The sequence below is a fragment of the Actinoplanes sp. CA-030573 genome, from assembly GCF_050951115.1.
In the GTDB taxonomy this organism is placed as follows: domain Bacteria; phylum Actinomycetota; class Actinomycetes; order Mycobacteriales; family Micromonosporaceae; genus Actinoplanes.
The window spans coordinates 7,835,078-7,852,496 of record NZ_CP192038.1; the positions used below are offsets into that span (position 1 = coordinate 7,835,078).

General features: G+C 71.6%; 16 protein-coding genes. 6 read left to right on the forward strand and 10 right to left on the reverse strand.

Annotated elements, in window-relative coordinates:
- Positions 1–20 precede the first annotated feature (20 nt).
- The gene (locus tag ACQP2F_RS36050) at positions 21–1,019 is read right to left on the reverse strand and encodes a magnesium transporter CorA family protein (RefSeq protein WP_433295528.1); all 999 of its coding nucleotides are present in this window, start codon (positions 1,017–1,019) and stop codon (positions 21–23) included.
- Positions 1,020–1,062: 43 nt separating this feature from the next.
- Here ACQP2F_RS36050 and ACQP2F_RS36055 point away from each other — a divergent pair, with 43 nt between their 5' ends.
- Both ACQP2F_RS36055 and ACQP2F_RS36060 read left to right on the forward strand, forming a co-directional pair.
- Positions 1,063–1,776, forward strand: coding sequence for a nicotinamide mononucleotide transporter family protein (locus tag ACQP2F_RS36055; protein ID WP_433295530.1), 714 nt, complete (start codon positions 1,063–1,065; stop codon positions 1,774–1,776).
- Between the two features lie 24 nt (positions 1,777–1,800).
- The gene (locus tag ACQP2F_RS36060; RefSeq protein WP_433295532.1) at positions 1,801–2,298 is read left to right on the forward strand and encodes an N-acetyltransferase family protein; all 498 of its coding nucleotides are present in this window, start codon (positions 1,801–1,803) and stop codon (positions 2,296–2,298) included.
- Between the two features lie 63 nt (positions 2,299–2,361).
- Here ACQP2F_RS36060 and thrS read toward each other — a convergent pair whose 3' ends face one another.
- The 4 genes from thrS to ACQP2F_RS36080 form a co-directional block, all read right to left on the reverse strand.
- Positions 2,362–4,338: a threonine--tRNA ligase gene (thrS, locus tag ACQP2F_RS36065; RefSeq protein WP_433295534.1), complete on the reverse strand. Its 1,977-nt coding sequence runs from the start codon at positions 4,336–4,338 to the stop codon at positions 2,362–2,364.
- Positions 4,339–4,399: 61 nt separating this feature from the next.
- Positions 4,400–5,296 (reverse strand): hypothetical protein, encoded by an 897-nt coding sequence (locus tag ACQP2F_RS36070; protein ID WP_433295536.1) that lies wholly within the window; start codon positions 5,294–5,296, stop codon positions 4,400–4,402.
- Positions 5,293–5,613, reverse strand: a complete 321-nt coding sequence (locus ACQP2F_RS36075; protein WP_433295538.1) for a hypothetical protein — start codon at positions 5,611–5,613, stop codon at positions 5,293–5,295. Before ACQP2F_RS36075 ends, ACQP2F_RS36070 begins: the two co-directional genes overlap by 4 nt.
- Before the next feature lie 35 nt (positions 5,614–5,648).
- Positions 5,649–6,539, reverse strand: coding sequence for an RNA polymerase subunit sigma-70 (locus ACQP2F_RS36080; RefSeq protein WP_433295540.1), 891 nt, complete (start codon positions 6,537–6,539; stop codon positions 5,649–5,651).
- Between the two features lie 55 nt (positions 6,540–6,594).
- Here ACQP2F_RS36080 and ACQP2F_RS36085 point away from each other — a divergent pair, with 55 nt between their 5' ends.
- A complete protein-coding gene (locus ACQP2F_RS36085) occupies positions 6,595–6,966 on the forward strand; it encodes a nuclear transport factor 2 family protein (RefSeq protein ID WP_433295542.1) in 372 nt (123 codons plus the stop codon).
- Positions 6,967–6,991: 25 nt separating this feature from the next.
- Complete coding sequence (locus tag ACQP2F_RS36090; protein WP_433295544.1) at positions 6,992–8,617, forward strand: CocE/NonD family hydrolase; 1,626 nt, start codon at positions 6,992–6,994, stop codon at positions 8,615–8,617.
- Here the strand turns inward: ACQP2F_RS36090 and ACQP2F_RS36095 are convergent.
- The gene (locus tag ACQP2F_RS36095) at positions 8,594–9,418 is read right to left on the reverse strand and encodes an oxidoreductase (RefSeq protein WP_433295546.1); all 825 of its coding nucleotides are present in this window, start codon (positions 9,416–9,418) and stop codon (positions 8,594–8,596) included. The genes ACQP2F_RS36090 and ACQP2F_RS36095 overlap by 24 nt on opposite strands.
- Before the next feature lie 236 nt (positions 9,419–9,654).
- On the opposite strand from ACQP2F_RS36095, the gene ACQP2F_RS36100 reads away from it, so the two are divergent.
- Complete coding sequence (locus ACQP2F_RS36100; protein ID WP_433295548.1) at positions 9,655–10,956, forward strand: hypothetical protein; 1,302 nt, start codon at positions 9,655–9,657, stop codon at positions 10,954–10,956.
- Positions 10,957–11,017: 61 nt separating this feature from the next.
- Here the strand turns inward: ACQP2F_RS36100 and ACQP2F_RS36105 are convergent, their stop codons facing one another.
- Together ACQP2F_RS36105 and ACQP2F_RS36110 are read right to left on the reverse strand one after the other, a co-directional pair.
- Positions 11,018–11,455, reverse strand: coding sequence for an acyl-CoA thioesterase (locus ACQP2F_RS36105; protein WP_433295550.1), 438 nt, complete (start codon positions 11,453–11,455; stop codon positions 11,018–11,020).
- Positions 11,452–12,081, reverse strand: a complete 630-nt coding sequence (locus ACQP2F_RS36110) for a TetR/AcrR family transcriptional regulator (protein ID WP_433295552.1) — start codon at positions 12,079–12,081, stop codon at positions 11,452–11,454. Before ACQP2F_RS36110 ends, ACQP2F_RS36105 begins: the two co-directional genes overlap by 4 nt.
- 125 nt (positions 12,082–12,206) lie before the next feature.
- Here ACQP2F_RS36110 and ACQP2F_RS36115 point away from each other — a divergent pair, with 125 nt between their 5' ends.
- The gene (locus ACQP2F_RS36115) at positions 12,207–13,193 is read left to right on the forward strand and encodes an NAD(P)H-dependent flavin oxidoreductase (protein ID WP_433295554.1); all 987 of its coding nucleotides are present in this window, start codon (positions 12,207–12,209) and stop codon (positions 13,191–13,193) included.
- Here the strand turns inward: ACQP2F_RS36115 and ACQP2F_RS36120 are convergent.
- Together ACQP2F_RS36120 and ACQP2F_RS36125 are read right to left on the reverse strand one after the other, a co-directional pair.
- Positions 13,184–14,245, reverse strand: coding sequence for a DUF2855 family protein (locus ACQP2F_RS36120; protein WP_433295556.1), 1,062 nt, complete (start codon positions 14,243–14,245; stop codon positions 13,184–13,186). The two genes, ACQP2F_RS36115 and ACQP2F_RS36120, sit on opposite strands and share 10 nt — an antisense overlap.
- Before the next feature lie 24 nt (positions 14,246–14,269).
- Positions 14,270–17,359, reverse strand: coding sequence for a GH92 family glycosyl hydrolase (locus ACQP2F_RS36125; protein ID WP_433295558.1), 3,090 nt, complete (start codon positions 17,357–17,359; stop codon positions 14,270–14,272).
- Between the last annotated feature and the right edge of the window lie 60 nt (positions 17,360–17,419).

A 17,419-nucleotide genomic window follows, 5' to 3' on the forward strand; every position in this document is an offset into this window, starting at 1 on the left:
TCACCCGGGAGGTTACGCGCTCAGAGCCAGTGGCGCTTGCGCAGGTAGATCCAAAGGCCGCCGGCCGAGAAGACGATCAGCACCATGCTCTGCACGTAGCCCCAGTGCCGGGCGAAACCCGGGTAGGGCACATTCTGTCCGAAATAGCCGGTGAGCGCGGTCGGCACGGCGATCACGGCGGCCCAGGCGGCGAGCTTGCGGGTGATGTCGTTGAGCACGTTGCCCTGCTCTGCCAGGTCGGCCTGCAGCAGCCCCTCGATCCGCTCGCGCAGGTGCTCCACCTGGTCGAACGCGTGCTTGGCGTGGTCCTCCACGTCCCGGTAGTAGGGCGCCAGCTGATCGTCGACGAGCCCGAGCTCCTTGCGCATGGCCTGCGACACCAGCTCGGGCATCGGGGCGAGCGCCCGGCGCAGCGCGGCCACCGTCTTGCGCAGGCGCACCCCCTTCATCCGTACGTCGCGGGGCGCCCCGCCCTCCTCGAGCAGCACGTCCTCGACCCCGTCGGTCGCCACGTCCAGCTGCTGCGCGGCCGCGACGTGCCCGTCGACCACCACGTCGATCAGGCCGTGCAGCAGGAACGCGACCCGGCCCTCGTCGATCAGCTTGGCGTCCGCGTCCCACCGCTCGATGAACTTGGCCGTGTCGCTGGGCGCCTTGCGCACCGTGATCAGGGCCCGGTCGGTGACGAAGGCGCTGATCTCGGTCTTGCCGAACGGCGGCCGGTCGGGCTCGGTCGAGACGTCCACCGCGTACACGTTGAGGAAAAGATGCTCCGGATAGCGGTCGAGCTTGGGCCGCTCGTGCTCCTGGGTGGCGTCCTCGACGGCCAGCGGGTGCAGATGGAACTGCGCGGCCACCGCGGCCAGGTCGCCCGCGCTGGGCTTGTAGAGGTCGAGCCAGAGCACGGCCTCGGGGTGCCCGGCGAGCTTCTCGTGCACCTGCTCGGCCGGGAAGTCCTCGGCGATGACCCGGCCGTGCTCGTAGAGGCGGGTCTCGACCGGACAGGAGGGGGCGGTCACCGTCACACTATGCCCCACAATGCGGGCGGCCATACGATGAGCCGTGGCCTGGTTCGATCATCTGCTGACGAGTTTCTACACCGCCAAATGGCAGGTAACCCCCGGCCAGGCGATCTACTACCGGGAGATCGTGGGCAACGCCTTCGGCCTCGGCTCGGCGCTGTTCGGCCTGCGCCGCAGCGCGTGGGCGTGGCCGGTCGGCATCGTCGGCAACGTGCTGCTGTTCACGGTCTTCATGGGCCAGGCGATCGGCAACGACCAGGGCACCCCGCTCTACGGACAGGCCTCGCGCCAGGTCTTCTTCATCATCACCAGCGTGTACGGCTGGTGGCGCTGGCAGCGCAACAAGGCGCGCACCCACGGCCCGGCCGTCACCCCGCACTGGGCGAGCGGCCGCCAGCGTGCCATCTTCCTGCCCGCGGCCCTGGTGGCGGTCGTCCTGTGCTTCTTCGTGTTCCGCGCGGTCGGGGCCGGCTTCCCGGTCCCCTGGTGGTACTACCTGGCCGACTCCTGGATCTTCGTGGGCTCGATGCTGGCCACGTACGCGATGGCTCGCGGCTGGGTCGAGTTCTGGCTCTGCTGGATCGCCGTCGACCTGGTCGGCGTCCCCGAGCTGCTGCACTTCGGCTACTACCCGTCCGCCATCCTGTACGCCGTCTACGCCGCCTTCGTCATCTGGGGTTTCGTGGTCTGGCTGCGCATCTCCCGCGTCGAGTCCCCGGCGCGCGCCGCCACCCCCGCCCCGGCCGCCGCCTGACGTGCCGCCGCATACGATTCGGCGGTGGGCTCGCCACTGACCGTTCGCCCGGCCCGGGTGCAGGACGTCGCCCGGATGGCACGGGTGCTTGTCCGGTGCTGGCAGGAGACGTACCGGGGGCTCATGCCCGATGCGGTGCTCGACGATCCGGGTCTGCCGGCCGCCCGCGAGCGCTTCTGGACCGCGGCCTTGACCGACGAGCGCTACCGCGAGAACCGGGCGGCCGTGGCCGAGCGGGAAGGCGAGCTGATCGGCGTCGCGATGTCGGGTCCGCCGCTTGACTCCCCGGCGCCGTGGGCAAGGCAGCTCTATGTGCTCTACGTCCTGACGGCCCACCATGGAACGGGCGCGGGCGAGGCGCTGTTGCGGGCCGTCATAGCCGCCACGGAGTCGGCGGCGCTGTGGGTGGCCGATCCCAACCCCCGCGCGCAGGCGTTCTACCGCAAGCACGGCTTCGCCGCCGACGGGACGGCCCAGGTGGCGGACGGCGTGCGGGAGATCCGCATGGTGCGCGAGGTGTAGTCGCCCGCGGCGAGGCGGCGCCTGACCGGCACCGCCTCACTCACGCCGTCGAGCCACTGTCGATCACGCCGCGGACGGCCCCGCATTCACCCGTGACCGCACGATCTCCACCACGTGCGCGACCGCCTCGTCCAGCGACACCCCGTTGCGCTGGGAGCCGTCGCGGTAGCGGAACGAGATCGTTCCCGCGTTGACGTCCTCGTCCCCGGCGATGGCCATGAACGGGATCTTCTGCTGCTGGGCCGTGCGGATCTTCTTCTGCATCCGGTCGTCGCCGTGGTCGACCTCGGCCCGGATGCCCTCCTTGCGCAGGCGCGCGGCGAACTCCTCCAGATAGCCGGCGTGCTCGTCGCGGATCGGGATGCCGACCACCTGGACCGGCGCCAGCCACGCCGGGAACGCGCCCGCGTAGTGCTCGACCAGCACGCCGAAGAAGCGCTCGATCGAGCCGAACTTCGCCGAGTGGATCATCACCGGCTCCTGGCGGGTGCCGTCGGCCGCCTGGTACTCCAGGCCGAAACGGGCCGGCTGGTTGAAGTCGTACTGGATCGTGGACATCTGCCACGTACGGCCGATGGCGTCCTTCGCCTGCACCGAGATCTTGGGTCCGTAGAAGGCCGCGCCGCCCGGGTCCAGCACCAGCTCGAGGCCGGACTCGGTGGCCACGTCCTCCAGCACCTTGGTGGCGGCCGCCCACTGCTCGTCCGAGCCGATGAACTTGTCGCTGCGCGGGTCCCGGGTCGACAGCTCCAGGTAGTAGTCGTCGAGGCCGAAGTCGTCGAGCAGCGAGCGGACGAAGTTCAGCAGGTGCTTGATCTCGTCCGCCGCCTGCGACGCGGTCACGTACGAGTGCGAGTCGTCCTGGGTCAGCCCCCGCACCCGGGTGAGGCCGTGCACCACGCCCGACTTCTCGTAGCGGTAGACCGAGCCGAACTCGAAGAACCGCAGCGGCAGCTCACGGTAGGACCGCCCGCGCGACTTGAAGATCAAGTTGTGCATCGGGCAGTTCATGGCCTTGAGGTAGTAGTCGCTCCCCTCCATGTGCATCGGGGGGAACATGGTGTCCTTGTAGTACGGCAGGTGCCCGGAGGTGTGGAACAGCCCCTCCTTGGTGATGTGCGGCGTCCCGACGTACTGGAAGCCTTCCTCGATGTGCCGCGCGCGGACGTAGTCCTCCATCTCGCGCTTGATCACCCCACCCTTCGGGTGGAAGACGACCAGGCCGGAGCCGATCTCGTCGGGGAAGGAGAACAGGTCGAGCTCGGTGCCCAGCTTGCGGTGATCGCGACGCTCGGCCTCGGCGAGCCGGTTGAGGTACGCCTTGAGCTCGTCCCGCGACGGCCAGGCGGTGCCGTAGATGCGCTGCAGCTGCGGGTTCTTCTCGCTGCCGCGCCAGTAGGCGGCGGCCGAACGCATCAGCTTGAACGCCGGGATCAACCGGGTGGTGGGCAGGTGCGGGCCGCGGCACAGGTCGCCCCAGACGCGCTTGCCGTCCTTGTCGACGTTGTCGTAGTGGGTCAGCTCGCCGTGGCCGACCTCCATCACCTCGTTGGCGTCGACGTCGCCCTTGAGGTCGACCAGCTCGAGCTTGTAGGGCTCGCTCGCCAGCTCGACCTTGGCCTCGTCCAGCGACTTGTACTCGCGGCGGCGGAAGCTCTGGCCGGCCTTGACGATCTCCTGCATCCGCTTCTCGAGCTTCGACAGGTCTTCCGGCTGGAACGGCTTGGGCACGTCGAAGTCGTAGTAGAACCCGTCCTGGATCGGCGGGCCGATGCCGAGCTTGGCCTCGGGAAAGACGTCCTGTACGGCCTGCGCCAGCACGTGCGCGGTCGAGTGGCGCAGCACGTTGAGGCCGTCCGGCTCGTCGATGGCGACCGCGGTCACGTCGGTGTCGAGCTCGGGCTGCCAGTCCAGATCGCGCAGGCGGCCGGACGCGTCGCGGACCACCACGACCGCCTTGGGCCCGGACGTGGGCAGGCCTGCCTTGGCCACCGCGTCGGCGGCCGTGGTCCCGGCCGGGACGACGAGCGGGTCGGACACGGTATTCTCCTTCAGCGGGTTCGGCGGATTCGGGCCGTTCCCGATGCTATCCGGCCCGAAATCACTTCCTCCGCTCGACCGGCGGGACGTAGTCGTCCCAGGCCGGATCGCCCTCGGCCAGCACCGCCGGCGGGTAGCTCAGCAGGCGGCCCGGCCTCCGCTCGACCGCGGCGATCGCGGCCAGCCCGGCGTCGACGTTCATCGTGGCCCGGCCGGCCGCGCCGTCCCGCACGGCGTCGAGCCGGTCGCGGCGGGCCAGCAGATCGGCCTTGGCCCGCCGCAGCAGCAGCCGGTTGGCCCGGTCGCGCGCGTCGCTGGGCAGGCCCACCGCCGGCCCGACCAGCTCGGGGTGCTCCTCGATCAGCCGGTCGCGGTTGAGCGGATGCATCTCGTGCCAGGTGGCGGCCTTGAACGAGGGCGCGGTTTCGAGCACGAGGAAGTCGGTGTACAGCTCGGGCAGCTCGCCCTCGGGCCGGTCCTCCTCCCGGAGCACGTTGCGCTCGATCGCCTCGCGGGCCCGCAGGTCGGCGTCGTCGGCACGGGCCAGGATCTGGTCGATCTGCGCGACGTACGCGTCGACGGCGCCCGCGCTCTCCAACCCGGCCGTGATCAGCCCGCCGGCGAGGTCGATCCGCATCCCGTCGCCCTCGGCCTCGGCCACCACGGCCCGCAGCATCCGCCGGCACTGGTCCAGGTCCTCGGCGAAGCGCCGGATCGCGGCCGCGATCTGCCCGCAGTACAGGTGCGCGTTGCCGATCTCGAGCTGGAGCTCGTGGTTGCGGTCGAGCGCGGCCCGGGAACCGTCCCCGAGCCAGTGATGCGGCAGGTCACGCGTGCCGCGTACGAGATCCTCGACGGTGTCGTCGATCTGTTCGACCAGCCGGTCCCAGTCGGCCGCCGCCGCCCACAGCCCGGCGGTGTCGGCGTGCATCAGCCCCTCGAGCGTGATGCCGCTCATCGATACGTCCCGAAGGCCGGATGCCCCGAGGCCCGCACGCGCTCCTCGGCCTCGATGTCGGCCTGGTGGTAGTCGGCGGCGGCCCGGCGCAGCCCGTCCCCGAACCCGGTCAGGTCGTCGGCGAGCCGCCCGAGCGCGCCCCGCCAGCGGTAGGCCGCCTCCGGGATCCCGTCGGCGCAGGTGGTCGACCCCTCGACGGCCGGCTCCGGGAAGGCCCCGACCGTCCGGGAGATCTGCTCGAGCCGGCCGGCGACCTCGCGCACGGCGCCGGCCATCGCGGTCACGGCGGGAACGTCAATGCTGGTGATCTCGCCCATCGCCCCTCCCATCGGCACTCATCGTGACGGTACCGCTACGGAACAACCATGGGCAGGAAGCGGGTGAGCGCCGCGAGACGGTCCCCACGGACGGTCAGGACCATCAGGCCGGCCGGCGCGTCGTCGAGGAAGCAGGCGTACGCGGGCTGGGTGTTCACGCTCGTGGGTGACAGCCGCAGCGCGAGGTCGTCGCGCCAGGTCTCGCTCGCCGCGAGGAAGGCGCCGATCGCTTTCCGGCCCTGGTACTCGTGCGGCGCCGGCGGCATCGACAGCCACGCGTCGTCGGTCAGCAGGGCCAGCAGACCGTCGAGGTCGCGGGCGGTGAAGGCGGCGGCGAACCGGGCGGGCAGCTCGGGGTCGGCCGGGCGGGAGGCAGCGGAGGCGGGGGTGGCGAGCGCGGCCCGGGCCCGCTGCAGCAGGCCCTTCACCACGGTCGGGGTCAGGTCGAGCAGCGATGCGGTCTGGTCGGTCGGATAGCCGAGCACGTCCCGCAGGATCAGGGTGGCGGCCTGGCGCGGCGGCATGCGCTGCAGGCTCGCGACGAAGGCCAGCTCGACCGCCTCGCGCATCTGGTAGCGGGCCTCGGGACCGGGCGCGTCGTCGGGCACGGCCGCGAGCAGCTCGTCCGGGAACGGCTGCAGCCAGGTCACCTCGCCGAGCCGGGTCGGCGCCGGCGGCGTGAACGGCGGCGCCGGTGCGGGCGGCACCCGGCGGCGGGCGTTGAGGCAGCGATTGGTGGCGATCCGGTAGAGCCACGTACGCAGCGACGAGCGACCCTCGAAGCCGCCGATTCCCCGCCAGGCCGCCAGCAGCGTCTCCTGCAGGGCGTCCTCGGCGTCGGCCCGCGAGCCCAGCATCCGGTAGCAGTGCAGCAGCAGCTCGCCCCGGTGCGGGGCGACCAGCTCCGCGAACGCCTCATCGTCCACGCCGCGATCCTGGCACGACCGTTCCGTTCGCGGGCGCGGCGTTGTCAGTACCGGCATGGACGCATTGCGCATCGCACTGGACTACTACCACGCGTGGACGGGCAAGGACCTGGACCGCGCCATGACCTACGTCGCCGCGGACATCGTCTGCGACGCCCCGGCCGGCCGGATCGAGGGCGTCGCCGCCTACCGCAACTTCCTCGAGCCGTTCGCCCGCACGCTCACCGGCGCCGATCTGATCGCCGCCTACGGTGACGACAAGCAGGCGCTGATCATGTACGACACGTCGTCGCCCCTGGTGGCGAGCGCGCCCGGGGCCGAGTGCGTCACGGTCGTGGACGGCCGGATCACGTACAGCCGGTTCCTGTTCGACCGGCTGCCGTTCGAGCAGGCGAGGCGGGCCGCGGCGGAGCGTGGCAAAGTGTGATCATCCACGACCCCGGAGGCCGCCGATGGCACTGCTTGACAGCATCGTCACCAGGGCGCTCAAGCTGCCCGGGCCGGCCGGCGGCTTCCGGGTCGAGCGCGGCCTGCGCATCCCGATGAGCGACGGCGTGGTCCTGACCGCCGATCACTACGTGCCCGCGGGCGAGCCGGCCGGGACCCTGCTGGTGCGCGGCCCGTACGGCCGGCGCTTCCCCTTCGACCAGCTGTACGCGCGGCCGTACGCGGCCCGCGGCTACCACGTGCTCTTCGTCTCGTGCCGCGGGACCGCGGGCTCGGGCGGCGACTTCGACCCGATGCGGAACGAGCGGGACGACGGCCGGCAGGTGGTGGCGTGGCTGGTGGCCCAGCCGTGGTTCACCGGCACGTTCGGCACGATCGGGCCGTCCTACCTCGGGTACACGCAGTGGACGCTGCTGGAGGACCCGCCGCCGGAGATGGCCGCCGCCGTCATCACGGTCGGCCCGCACGACTTCGCCCGGCACTCGTGGGGCACCGGGGCGATGAACCTCGACCTGGTCGGGTGGAGCGACATGGTGTCCCAGCTGCCGCGGTCGGACAAGCCGTCGCTGACCGCGGCCGTGCGGCAGGTGGTGACCGGCCCGGCGCAGAAGCGGGCGCTGCGGCCGGTCTTCACCGACCTGCCGCTGGCCGACGCCGGTGAGCGGCACTACGCGGGCCGGGCGCCCTGGTTCCGCGACCGGGTCACCCGGCCCGACATCGACAACGACCCGTACTGGGCGCCGATGCGGCACCCGGCGGCGCTCGAGCGGGCCGGCATCCCGATCCTGCTGCACTCCGGCTGGCAGGACCTCTTCCTCGGCCAGACGTACGAGCAGTACCAGCGGCTGCGCGAGCGGGGCGTGGACGTGGCGCTGACCGTCGGGCCGTGGACGCACACCGAGGTGATCGGGGCGGGCGCGTCCATCCTGATCCCGGAGGCGCTCGACTGGCTCGCGGCGAAGCTCGGTGGTGCGCCACTGCGGCGGCAGTCGCGCGTACGGCTGCAAGTGACCGGAACCGAGGATTGGCGCGAGGTGGACGCCTGGCCGCCGCCCACCACCGACCTGATCCTGCATCTACGGCCCGGTGGCGGGCTCGGGGAGACGCCGGCCGAGGGAGAGGCGGCGTTCGGCTTCGATCCGGCGAACCCGACGCCGGCGACGGGTGGCCCGCTGCTCGACGGCGGCGGCTATGTCGACGACTCCGCGCTGGCCGCGCGCCCCGACGTGCTCGCGTTCACCGGTTCCCCGCTGACCGTGGCCATCACCGCCGAGGGCGTGCCGGTGATCGAGCTCGCCCACCGCACCGACAACCGGCACGCCGACCTGTTCGTGCGGATCAGCGAGGTGGACGCCCGCGGCCGCTCGCGCAACGTGACCGAGGGCTACCGGCGGCTGGCACCCGACCGCGACCAGAACGCGCTGGTGCGGCTCCCGCTGCTGCCGATCGCGCACCGGTTCGCGGCCGGTCACCGCATCCGGGTGCTGATCGCGGGCGGGTGCTACCCGCAGTTCACCCGCAACCTGGGCACGGACGAGAACCCGGGCACCGGCACGACGCTGCGGCCCAGCCGGCACACCATCACCCTCGGCCCGTCCCGTCTCGTGCTAAAGATCAGTTCCGGCGCTTAGCTCCCGCCACTTGTCCATCTCGGCGCGCTGGGCGTCGAGGACCGCGCCGTACGCCTCGAGCGCGTCGTTCCCGAGCAGCAGCAGGCCCGGCGGCTCCGGCGACTCGACCGCCGTGATGATCGCCCGGGCCGCCTTGGCCGGGTCGCCGGGCTGGTTGCCGTGCGCCCGGTCGTGCTCCTTGCGGCGCTTGCCGGCGGTCTCGGCGTAGTCCTCGATGGCCAGCTCCGACTGCGCCAGCGAGCGCCCCGCGAAGTCGGTGCGGAAGCCGCCGGGCTCCACGGCCATCGCGGTGATGCCGAGCGGACCGACCTCCTTGCGCAGCGAGCCGGTCATGCCCTCGAGCGCCGACTTGACCGCCGCGTAGTAGCCGGAGCCGGGCGGACAGATCCGGGCGCCGATCGAGGAGACGTTCACGATCGTCCCGGACCGCCGCTCGCGCATCTCCGGCAGCACCGCCTTGATCAGCGCCACCGCCCCGAAGAAGTTGGTGTCGAACAGCCGTCCGACGTCCTCCGGATCGCCCTCCTCGACCGCCGCCCGATAGCCGTAGCCGGCGTTGTTGACCAGCACGTCGATCCCGCCGAAGCGGCCCCGCGCCTCCCGGACGGCGGCGGCGATCTGCCCGGCGTCGGTGACATCAAGAGCAAGGGCGAGAGCGGTTTCCGGGTACGCCTTCGTGACGTCCCCGACCGAGGCGACATCACGCGCGGTGACGACCGCGTTGTGCCCCCGCTCGAGCACGGCCTCGGCCAGCGCCCGGCCCAGCCCCGTCGAACATCCGGTGATCAGCCACGTTGTCATGACGTCATTCTTCCCTCGTCCGGCGTTTAATGCCGTTTTAACCGGGGACTCCAGCCACCGGTTCGCGCCCCTTCGCGCCCCTCCCCACGATCGTCCAATGTAGATTCGGACAGCCCGGGGATCGGGTGCCTCCCGGGCTTCCGACGACTTTCTTCGCAAAGCTCCGACCAGCGGAAATGATCTGAAACCGCGTGCTCTGCTGATCCGCGTAACCGTCCTTGCGGAAAGGCTCGACAATGAAGAACTCCACGCGGAACCTCACCCTGCTCGGCGCCGGCATGGTGGCGGGCGTGACGCTGCTCGGCGCGGCTCCGGCCCAGGCGGCCCCCGCCCGCCCCACTTTCGCCACCCAGGACTGCCTGCCCGGCTCGGCAAACGCGGCCGCGAACGACCAACAATGCGGCCCCGGCATGCCGATGAACCCCGCACACGTGCTGGTCATAGCCATCGGCGACGAGTCCCTGCTGCGGTTGGTGCTGACCAACCTCCTCTGGCCGGGCGCCACACCCGGCGGCGGCCAGGGAGCTCCCGGCGGTTCCGGCTCCGGCGGTTCCGGCTCCGGCAGCTCCGGCTCCGGCAGCTCCGGCGGTGCCGGCTCCGGCGGTTCCGGCAGCTCCGGATCCGACACTTCCGGCGGCTCCGCCAGCTCCGGCTCTGATAATTCCGGCTCCGGCAGCTCCGGCAGCTCCGGCAGTTCCGGCTCCAGCACCTCCGGCTCCAGCGGCTCCGGCAGCTCCGCCGGCAGCACGACATGCGGTTGCACGGGCGGCGGAACCGGCACCGACACGACCGGCGCGGGCTCGGGCACGACCGGCACCGGCACCACCGGCACCGGCTCCAGCTCTGACACCGGCTCCGGCACGACCGGCACCGGCACGACCGGCACCGGCACCGGCACAACGGGCACCGGCACCACCGGCACCGGCACCACCGGCACCGGCACCACCGGCACCGGCACCACGGGCACCGGCTCCAGCACGACCGGCACCGGCACCGGCACCACCGACACAACGGGCACCGGCTCCGGCACGACGGGCACGACAGGCACGACGGGAACTGACACCACCGGAACTGGAACGACCGGCAGCACCGGCAGCACCGGCACCGACAACACCGGCACCGGCAACGCAGGCACGTCCGGCACCGGCACCGGCGGCACCACCACCGGCTCTGACGCAACCGGCGGCACCAGCACCGGCACCGGCACCGGCACCGCAGGAACGTCCGGCACCGGCACGGCAGGAACGTCCGGCACCGGCGGCACCACCACCGGCACTGACACAACCGGCGGCACCACCACCGGCACGACGGGAACCACCAGCGGGACCGACACGACCGGAACCACGGGCGGCACCGCCACCACCGGCGCGACCACCGGCACCACAAGCGGAACCGACACCACCGGCACCGCGGGCACGTCCGGCACCGCCACCAGCACCGCAGGCACATCCGGCACCGGCACCGGTACCACCGGCACCGGCACCGGCGCGACCGCGGTCGACGCCTCCAGCGTCGCGGCGGGGGCAGCCACCGCCTGACACCACAAACTCCGGCCCGTCCGCCTGGTGTCCGAGGACCCGCCAGGTGGGCGGCGCCGGGTCAGTTGCGCAGCAGTTGGGACGCCAGCGCGCGCCCCTCGGCGGACCACGGCGAGGGGCGCATCGTGGCCGGGTCGAGGTGGATGTTCACGCGGCGGCCCTCGGCGTACACGGTCTGGCCGTCGATCGAGGTGAAGCGGAAGCGGTAGTCGGCGCTGGTGTTGCCGAGGTTCTCCACCCAGAAGTGCACGGCGATCTCGCCGGTGCCGCGCACCGGGACGTGGAACGTGATCGCATACTCGCGCACCACGTTGAACGCGTCCGGCGTGGTCGGCTTGCCGCCGGCGAAGGAGACGCCGCGCTCGGCCCACCAATTGATCATCGCGCGCTCGATCAGCACGGCATAGCGCGCGTTGTGCAGGACGCCGAGCGCGTCCAGGTCGTCGAAGTGCACCGGAATGCGAGTGGTGTGTCCGTATTCGACGGCGGTGGCGGTCATCTCAGCTCCAGGCGGGTCGGGTCGGTCGCGAGCGCCCGCAGGTGCTCGCGCAGGGCGTGACGGGCATTGCCGAAGGTGCCGGGACCGAGCGCGGCGGACTGCATGACGGCACATACGCCGAGCGATTCCACCTCGTACGCGAGCGCGGCCGCCGACGTCCCCGGGCGCAGGTCACCGGCCTCGACCGCGTCGGCGGCCAGCCTGGTCAGGAACGTCATCCAGTCCCGCAGCTCCTGGGCCAGTCGGTCGCGGATCGGGCCGGGCCGCGCGTTGAACTCGAAGTGCGCGTTGGCGAAGAAACAGCCGCCGGGCAGCCGGCCGGACTCGTAGAAGCCGAGCCGCCGGTCGTGCACCGTCCACAACCGTGGCACGCCACGGGGTGCGGCCATCGCCGGTTCGATGACCTCGTGCGTCCACTGCCGGCGGGCGTGCCCGATGACGGCGAGCTGCAGGGCCTCCTTCGATCGCCAGTGCGCGAAGAGACCGGACTTGCTCATGCCGAGCGCGTCGGCGAGCTTGCCGAGCGACAGGCCGTCGAGCCCCTCCGACGTGGCGAGCGGCAGCGCGCGGTCGAGCACCGCGACGCGGGTGCGCTCGCCCCGGACGATCCGGCCGTCGATGGTCATACCCGGACCCTACAAAAAGACCGACCGGTCGTAAATATTGGTGTGGCCTCGGTTACTTCGGCTGACGACGCCGAAAGTCCGGCGGGTGACAGGGCTCGGGCCCGCGACCGGCGAAGGTCGAGGGCATGGAGCTAACCACGAGATTCACCCGCGCGTACGGGCTGAGGACGCCGATCGCGCAAGCCGGGATGGCCTTCGTCGGGATGACCCCCGATCTGGCCGTGGCCGTGAGCAACGCCGGCGGGCTGGGATCGCTCGGGGTCGGGCTGCTGCCGCCGCCCGCAATGAGGCAGATGATCGCCGGGATCCGGGCCGGCACGCCCGGGCCGTTCAACGTCAACTTCATCACCGTGTTCACCGACCAGGAGCGGATCGACGCCGTGTGCGAGGCGGCGCCGGCCGTCGTGTCGTTCCACTGGGGGCATCCGCCGCGGGAGTGGATCGACCAGCTGCACGGCTGCGGGGTACGGGTCTTCGAGCAGGTCGGCTCCGTCGATGCGGCCAAGCGGGCGGTCGGCGACGGCATCGACGTGGTGGTGGCGCAGGGACTCGAGGCCGGCGGCCACAACTACGCCACGCTGCCGACCTTCGTGCTCGTGCCGCTGGTCGCCGACGCGGTGGCGCCGGCCATGGTGCTGGCCGCGGGCGGCATCGCGGACGGCCGCGGTCTCGCCGCCGCCCTGATGCTCGGGGCGGACGGCGCCTGGGTGGGCACCCGGTTGGTCGCCACCGACGAGTCGGCCGCCCACGAGGGATACAAGGAGCGGCTGATCGCGGCCGACGCCACCGGCACCGTGCGCACGTCGCTGTTCGGCCCGGAGATGCCGGAGTTCAACCCGATGCGGGTGCTGCGCAACCGGGTCGTCGACGAGCAGCCGAGCGCGGACGGTCCGCGCCCGGTGATCGGGCACGCCCGGCTCGGCGGCGAGACGGTGGAGCTGCGGCGGCTCACCAACCTGGTGCCGATGCGCGACGCCACCACCGGCGACCTCGAGGAGATGCCGCTGCTGGCCGGGCAGGGCGTCGGCCTGGTCGACGCGGTGAAGAGCGCCGAGTCGGTGATCGCCGACATGACCGCCCAGGCCGCGAGCCTGCTGCGCGCCTACAGCTGAACCACCCGGCCGACGCGCGGCGGCACCCGGCCGGCCAGCACGTCCAGCCACGCACCGCGCAGGCCCTCCGGCCCGTCGCCGGCCTCCACGTCGAGCCACCCGGAGACCCGGCCGGCGAACCGGTCCCAGGCCGCCGCGAACCGGCGGTCCAGCTCCTCGCGTCCCCAGTCCTGGCGGCGCTTGCGCATCTGCACCGGCGCGAAGAAGAACTCGTCGGCGGCGCCGGTGTTCGGCGTCCGGGTGGTGAGCCCGACCGCGATGTCCCGAACCAGCTGGTCGCCGAGGTGGTCGCGCACCGCCCGCCGCAGGTCCGCCGAGCCGGAGAAGTCGAGGTACGCGGTCGGCACCGGCGGGAGCACGGCCAGGTCGTCATAGGTGACCACGAAGTCGTAGCAGCCCAGCGAACGGGTGAAGGCCGCGTTCGCCGGCGAGGTCAGTCCGATGATCCGGGAACCCTTCCCCTGCATCTCGGCCGCCGCGGCGTACGCCGTCTTACTCGAAGCGGAAGAGAGCACCACCGCCGCGGCGCCGAGGAAACCCCGGTCGGCCATCTGGTCGGCCAGCATGAACGACGTGTAGAAGAGCGGCCGCAGGAGGATCAGCAGATCCTCCCGGTCGGCGCGATAGGCCGGGTCACCGGTGGTCAGGCGATAGGAGTTGTACGGCGAGGGCAGCTCCGCCCGATGCGGCGAGACGTCGTGGAAGCCGGTCGCGTCCACCCGGCCGGGCCGCACGACCAGATGCGCGGCCGGCGGCAGATAGCCGTAGAAACGCTGCCCCGGGAACACGCCCGGCACGGTCGAGGAAAGTACGTCGGCGAAGCCCCACAGCGGCGGCAGCCCCCGTTCCGGCCCGAGCCCGTAGGCCGCCGGCGGGAAGAACTCCCAGTAGCGCATCGCCTCGCCGAGCACCGCGTAGGTGATGTTGTTCGCGGTCATGCCGACCCGGTCGACCCGCAGCACCGCCTCGCCCTCGGCCGGCTCGGGCGTCGCCGAGGGCGAGACAGCGCACTGTTCCAGGTCGTTCCGGTCCACCGCGAAGACCCACGTCATGCAGCGACCTTAAGCGGCAACGGATCAGCCGCGCACGTCCATCTCGTAGATGCGCGCCGCCGTGCTGCCGTCCTGCGTCGGCGTGACCACGTTCAGCCGCAGGTACCGGGCGTCGGCGTTGACGGTCGTGGTCGTGTTGTCGGCCGTGTTGCCGCGCACCGAGGCGCGCGTGGTCCAGGTCGACCCGTCGTTCGACGTCAGGATGTCGAAGTCGCGGGTGTCCCACGCCGGGTACTCGCCGCCCGCGCCGGCGTGCCGCAGCACCACCGAGCCGACGTGCCTGACCGCGCCGAGGTCGGTCTGCAGCCACTTCGACGAGCCCTGCGAGCACCACTTGTCCGACCAGCCGCCCAGCCAGCTGCCGTTGAACGCCTGCGCCGGCCCCTCACCCGAGCCGCACGACGAGTCGGCGGTCGCGGTCGTGCGCAGAGCCAGGTCGGCCGGCGCGCTCGACGAGCCGTACACCTCGAGCTCGTAGATGCGCGCCGCGTTGTTGCCGTTGTTGGTCGGCGTCGAGGCGTCCAGCCGGATGTAGCGGGCCGAGCGGGCCGGGATCGGCGCGTAGGTGCGGCTGTTCCGGACGCCGGACGCCGACACCACGGTCGACCAGGTGCTGCCGTCGGTGCTGGTGGCGATCGTGTACGCGCCGGTGTTCCAGCCGGTCTGCTCGCCACCGAGGCCGGCGTGCTTGATCACGAACGACGAGACGGTCTGCGCCGAGCCCAGGTCCACCGTCAGGGTGTGCGGCGTTCCACCCGTACACCATTTGCTGTTGCCGTCGAGATGTCCGTCGAAGGCCTTGGCCGCCGTCTCGCTGCTGCCGCATTCCGCCGAGCCACTGGTCGCCGGCTTGCCCAGAGCGAGGTTCGGCCCGAGGTCCGGCTCGGCGACGGGCTGCGTGGCGCCATCACCGAAGCTCGGCGGCACGTCACCCGAGCCGGTTCCCCACGACGAAACCGAAGACCCCATGGTGTACGCGATGGTGCCACCGCCCGAAATGTCCGAATACCGCAGGTAGTTGTGCGAAGTGGACGTGCCGTTGACCGAGAGCGACTGCACGTACTTGCTGGTCGCGCTGCCGCCGCTGATGGTCAGGCCACCGATCTTGACGGAGGGAAACAGACCGCCGTGCACGGCCAGGGTGTCGGCGCCCGGGGTCACCGGGTAGAGGCCGAGCGCCGCCCAGACGTACCAGGCCGAGGTCGCGCCCAGGTCGTCGTTGCCGGGCAGGCCGCCCGCGCCGGTGGTGAACGACTCGCTCATCACCCGCCGGACCGCATCGCTCGCGCCCGCCGGCTTCCCGGCGAAGTTGTACGTCCACGGCACTCCGTGCTCGGGCTCGTTGCCGACGTAGAAGTACGGCAGCGACAGCCCGCCGTTGAGCTGGGTGAAGTGGTGGTCGAGCCGCTGGGTCGCGGTGCCCTTGCCGCCCATCAGCGTGACCAGCGCGCCCAGGTTGTGCGGCACCATCCAGGTGTACTGGGCGGCGTTTCCCTCGGTGTACGGGCTCTCCGTGGCCGGGTTGAGCGGCCAGGGGAAGCTGCCGTCGCTGTTGCGCGTGTGGATGTACGCCGACTCCCCGTTGAACAGGCTTCGCCAATACTGCGAGTGCGCGGCGTACGTGTTGTAGGTCGCCGTGTCACCGAGGGCCTGCGCGAAGCGGCTGATCGCGAAGTCGCTCGACGCGTACTCGAGGGTCTCCGATGGATTGCCGGGGATGAAATGGTTCGCCTCGTACGTAGCCCGGTTGCCCCGCAGCACGTAACCCTGGGTGGAGCCGCCCGTCGCGCTCTTCTTCATCAGCGCCAGCGCCGCCGCCGTGTCGAAGTTGCGGACGCCGAACGCGTACGCGCTGCCCACGATGATCGGACCGGGGTCGCCGGGCATCACGAAGTCCTCGATGCTCTGCTGCGACCACTTCGGCAGCAGGCCACCCTGCTGGCCGTCGAGCACCATCGACTTGACGATGTCGGTCATCACATCCGGCGCGACCAGCGACACCAGCGCCGCCCACGACCGGTAGATGTCCCAGCCCGAGTAGTTCTGGTAGATCGGCGAGCTGGACGTGTGCACCGCGCCGTCGAAGCCCATGTACTGCCCGTTGGTGTCGCTGGCGATGTTCGGGTTCATCAGCACGTGGTAGAGCGCCGTGTAGAACTTCTGCAGGTCGGTGGTGCCGCCGCCGGTGACCTGGACCCGGTTGAGCGCGGCGTTCCAGGCGGCGTCGGCGTTCGCCCGTACGGTGTCGAAGGCGGCGGCCTCGGCGGTGGCGTTGTTCTGGGCGTTGGCCACGCTCACGAACGAGATGCCCACGGTCGCGTTCACCACCGGGTTCGAGGTGGTGTCGAAGGTGACGTACGCGCCGGTCTGCGTGCCGCTCGCGCTGGTGGACCCGGCGTTGATCGTCGAGCCGCTGAACGTGCCGGCGCCGGTCGGGGTGCGGTCGAAGAGGATCGAGTAATAGACCTTGTACGTGCGGCCGCCGCAGAAGCCGCCCGCGGTGTGCTCGCCCCAGACCCGGTTGCCGGTGATCGTCACGGTGCCGGCCCGGTCGCCGGTGGCGGAGCGGCTGTCGTTGACCAGCACCCGGGCGGTGGTCGTCGACGGGTAGGTCAGGCGCATGACGCCGGTGCGGGTGGTGGCGCTGAGCTCGGCCGTCACCCCGTACTTGTCGAGTTTGTTCTTGTAGTAGCCGGGCGCCGCGCTCTCGTTGCTCTTGGTGTACGCGCTCGCGTACGACGTCCAGGCCGAGCCGGGCGAGGAGCCGAGGTTGCCGGTGATCGGCAGGATCGGGAGGTCCTCGTTGTTCGGGCAGCCGGCGCCGTTGAAGTGGGTGAGGCTGAACGACTCGATCGTGCGGTCGCGGTCGCGGTAGCCGGACGGCGAGCCGGTCGGGGTGTCCGGGCTGAACTGGGTCATGCCGAACGGCACGGTCGCACCCGGGTAGGTGCTGCCGCCGGCGCCGCCGCCGACCGGGTTGGGGGAGTTGGAGTCGTCGGTGCCCACGAACGGGTTGACGTACTGCGTGAGGTTGGCGTCGGCGGCGAGCGCCGCCTGCGGAACGGTGAGGGCCGCGGCGGTGAGGAGAGCCGCCGCAGCGAGGGTACGGAGCATGGGAAGCCGTCCCTTCGATCCAGGACATGGGATGACAACGTTGTCGGTTGCCATACACCA

Excerpts from the sequence above, each read along its gene's own strand:
- ACQP2F_RS36070 (WP_433295536.1), bottom strand. The coding sequence starts at position 5,296 with ATGAGCGGCATCACGCTCGAGGGGCTGATGCACGCCGACACCGCCGGG.
- ACQP2F_RS36095 (WP_433295546.1), bottom strand. The coding sequence starts at position 9,418 with ATGACAACGTGGCTGATCACCGGATGTTCGACGGGGCTGGGCCGGGCG.
- ACQP2F_RS36120 (WP_433295556.1), bottom strand. The coding sequence starts at position 14,245 with ATGACGTGGGTCTTCGCGGTGGACCGGAACGACCTGGAACAGTGCGCT.
- ACQP2F_RS36075 (WP_433295538.1), bottom strand. The coding sequence starts at position 5,613 with ATGGGCGAGATCACCAGCATTGACGTTCCCGCCGTGACCGCGATGGCC.
- ACQP2F_RS36115 (WP_433295554.1), top strand. The coding sequence starts at position 12,207 with ATGGAGCTAACCACGAGATTCACCCGCGCGTACGGGCTGAGGACGCCG.
- ACQP2F_RS36100 (WP_433295548.1), top strand. The coding sequence starts at position 9,655 with ATGAAGAACTCCACGCGGAACCTCACCCTGCTCGGCGCCGGCATGGTG.
- ACQP2F_RS36085 (WP_433295542.1), top strand. The coding sequence starts at position 6,595 with ATGGACGCATTGCGCATCGCACTGGACTACTACCACGCGTGGACGGGC.
- ACQP2F_RS36110 (WP_433295552.1), bottom strand. The coding sequence starts at position 12,081 with ATGACCATCGACGGCCGGATCGTCCGGGGCGAGCGCACCCGCGTCGCG.
- ACQP2F_RS36105 (WP_433295550.1), bottom strand. The coding sequence starts at position 11,455 with ATGACCGCCACCGCCGTCGAATACGGACACACCACTCGCATTCCGGTG.
- ACQP2F_RS36090 (WP_433295544.1), top strand. The coding sequence starts at position 6,992 with ATGGCACTGCTTGACAGCATCGTCACCAGGGCGCTCAAGCTGCCCGGG.
- ACQP2F_RS36125 (WP_433295558.1), bottom strand. The coding sequence starts at position 17,359 with ATGCTCCGTACCCTCGCTGCGGCGGCTCTCCTCACCGCCGCGGCCCTC.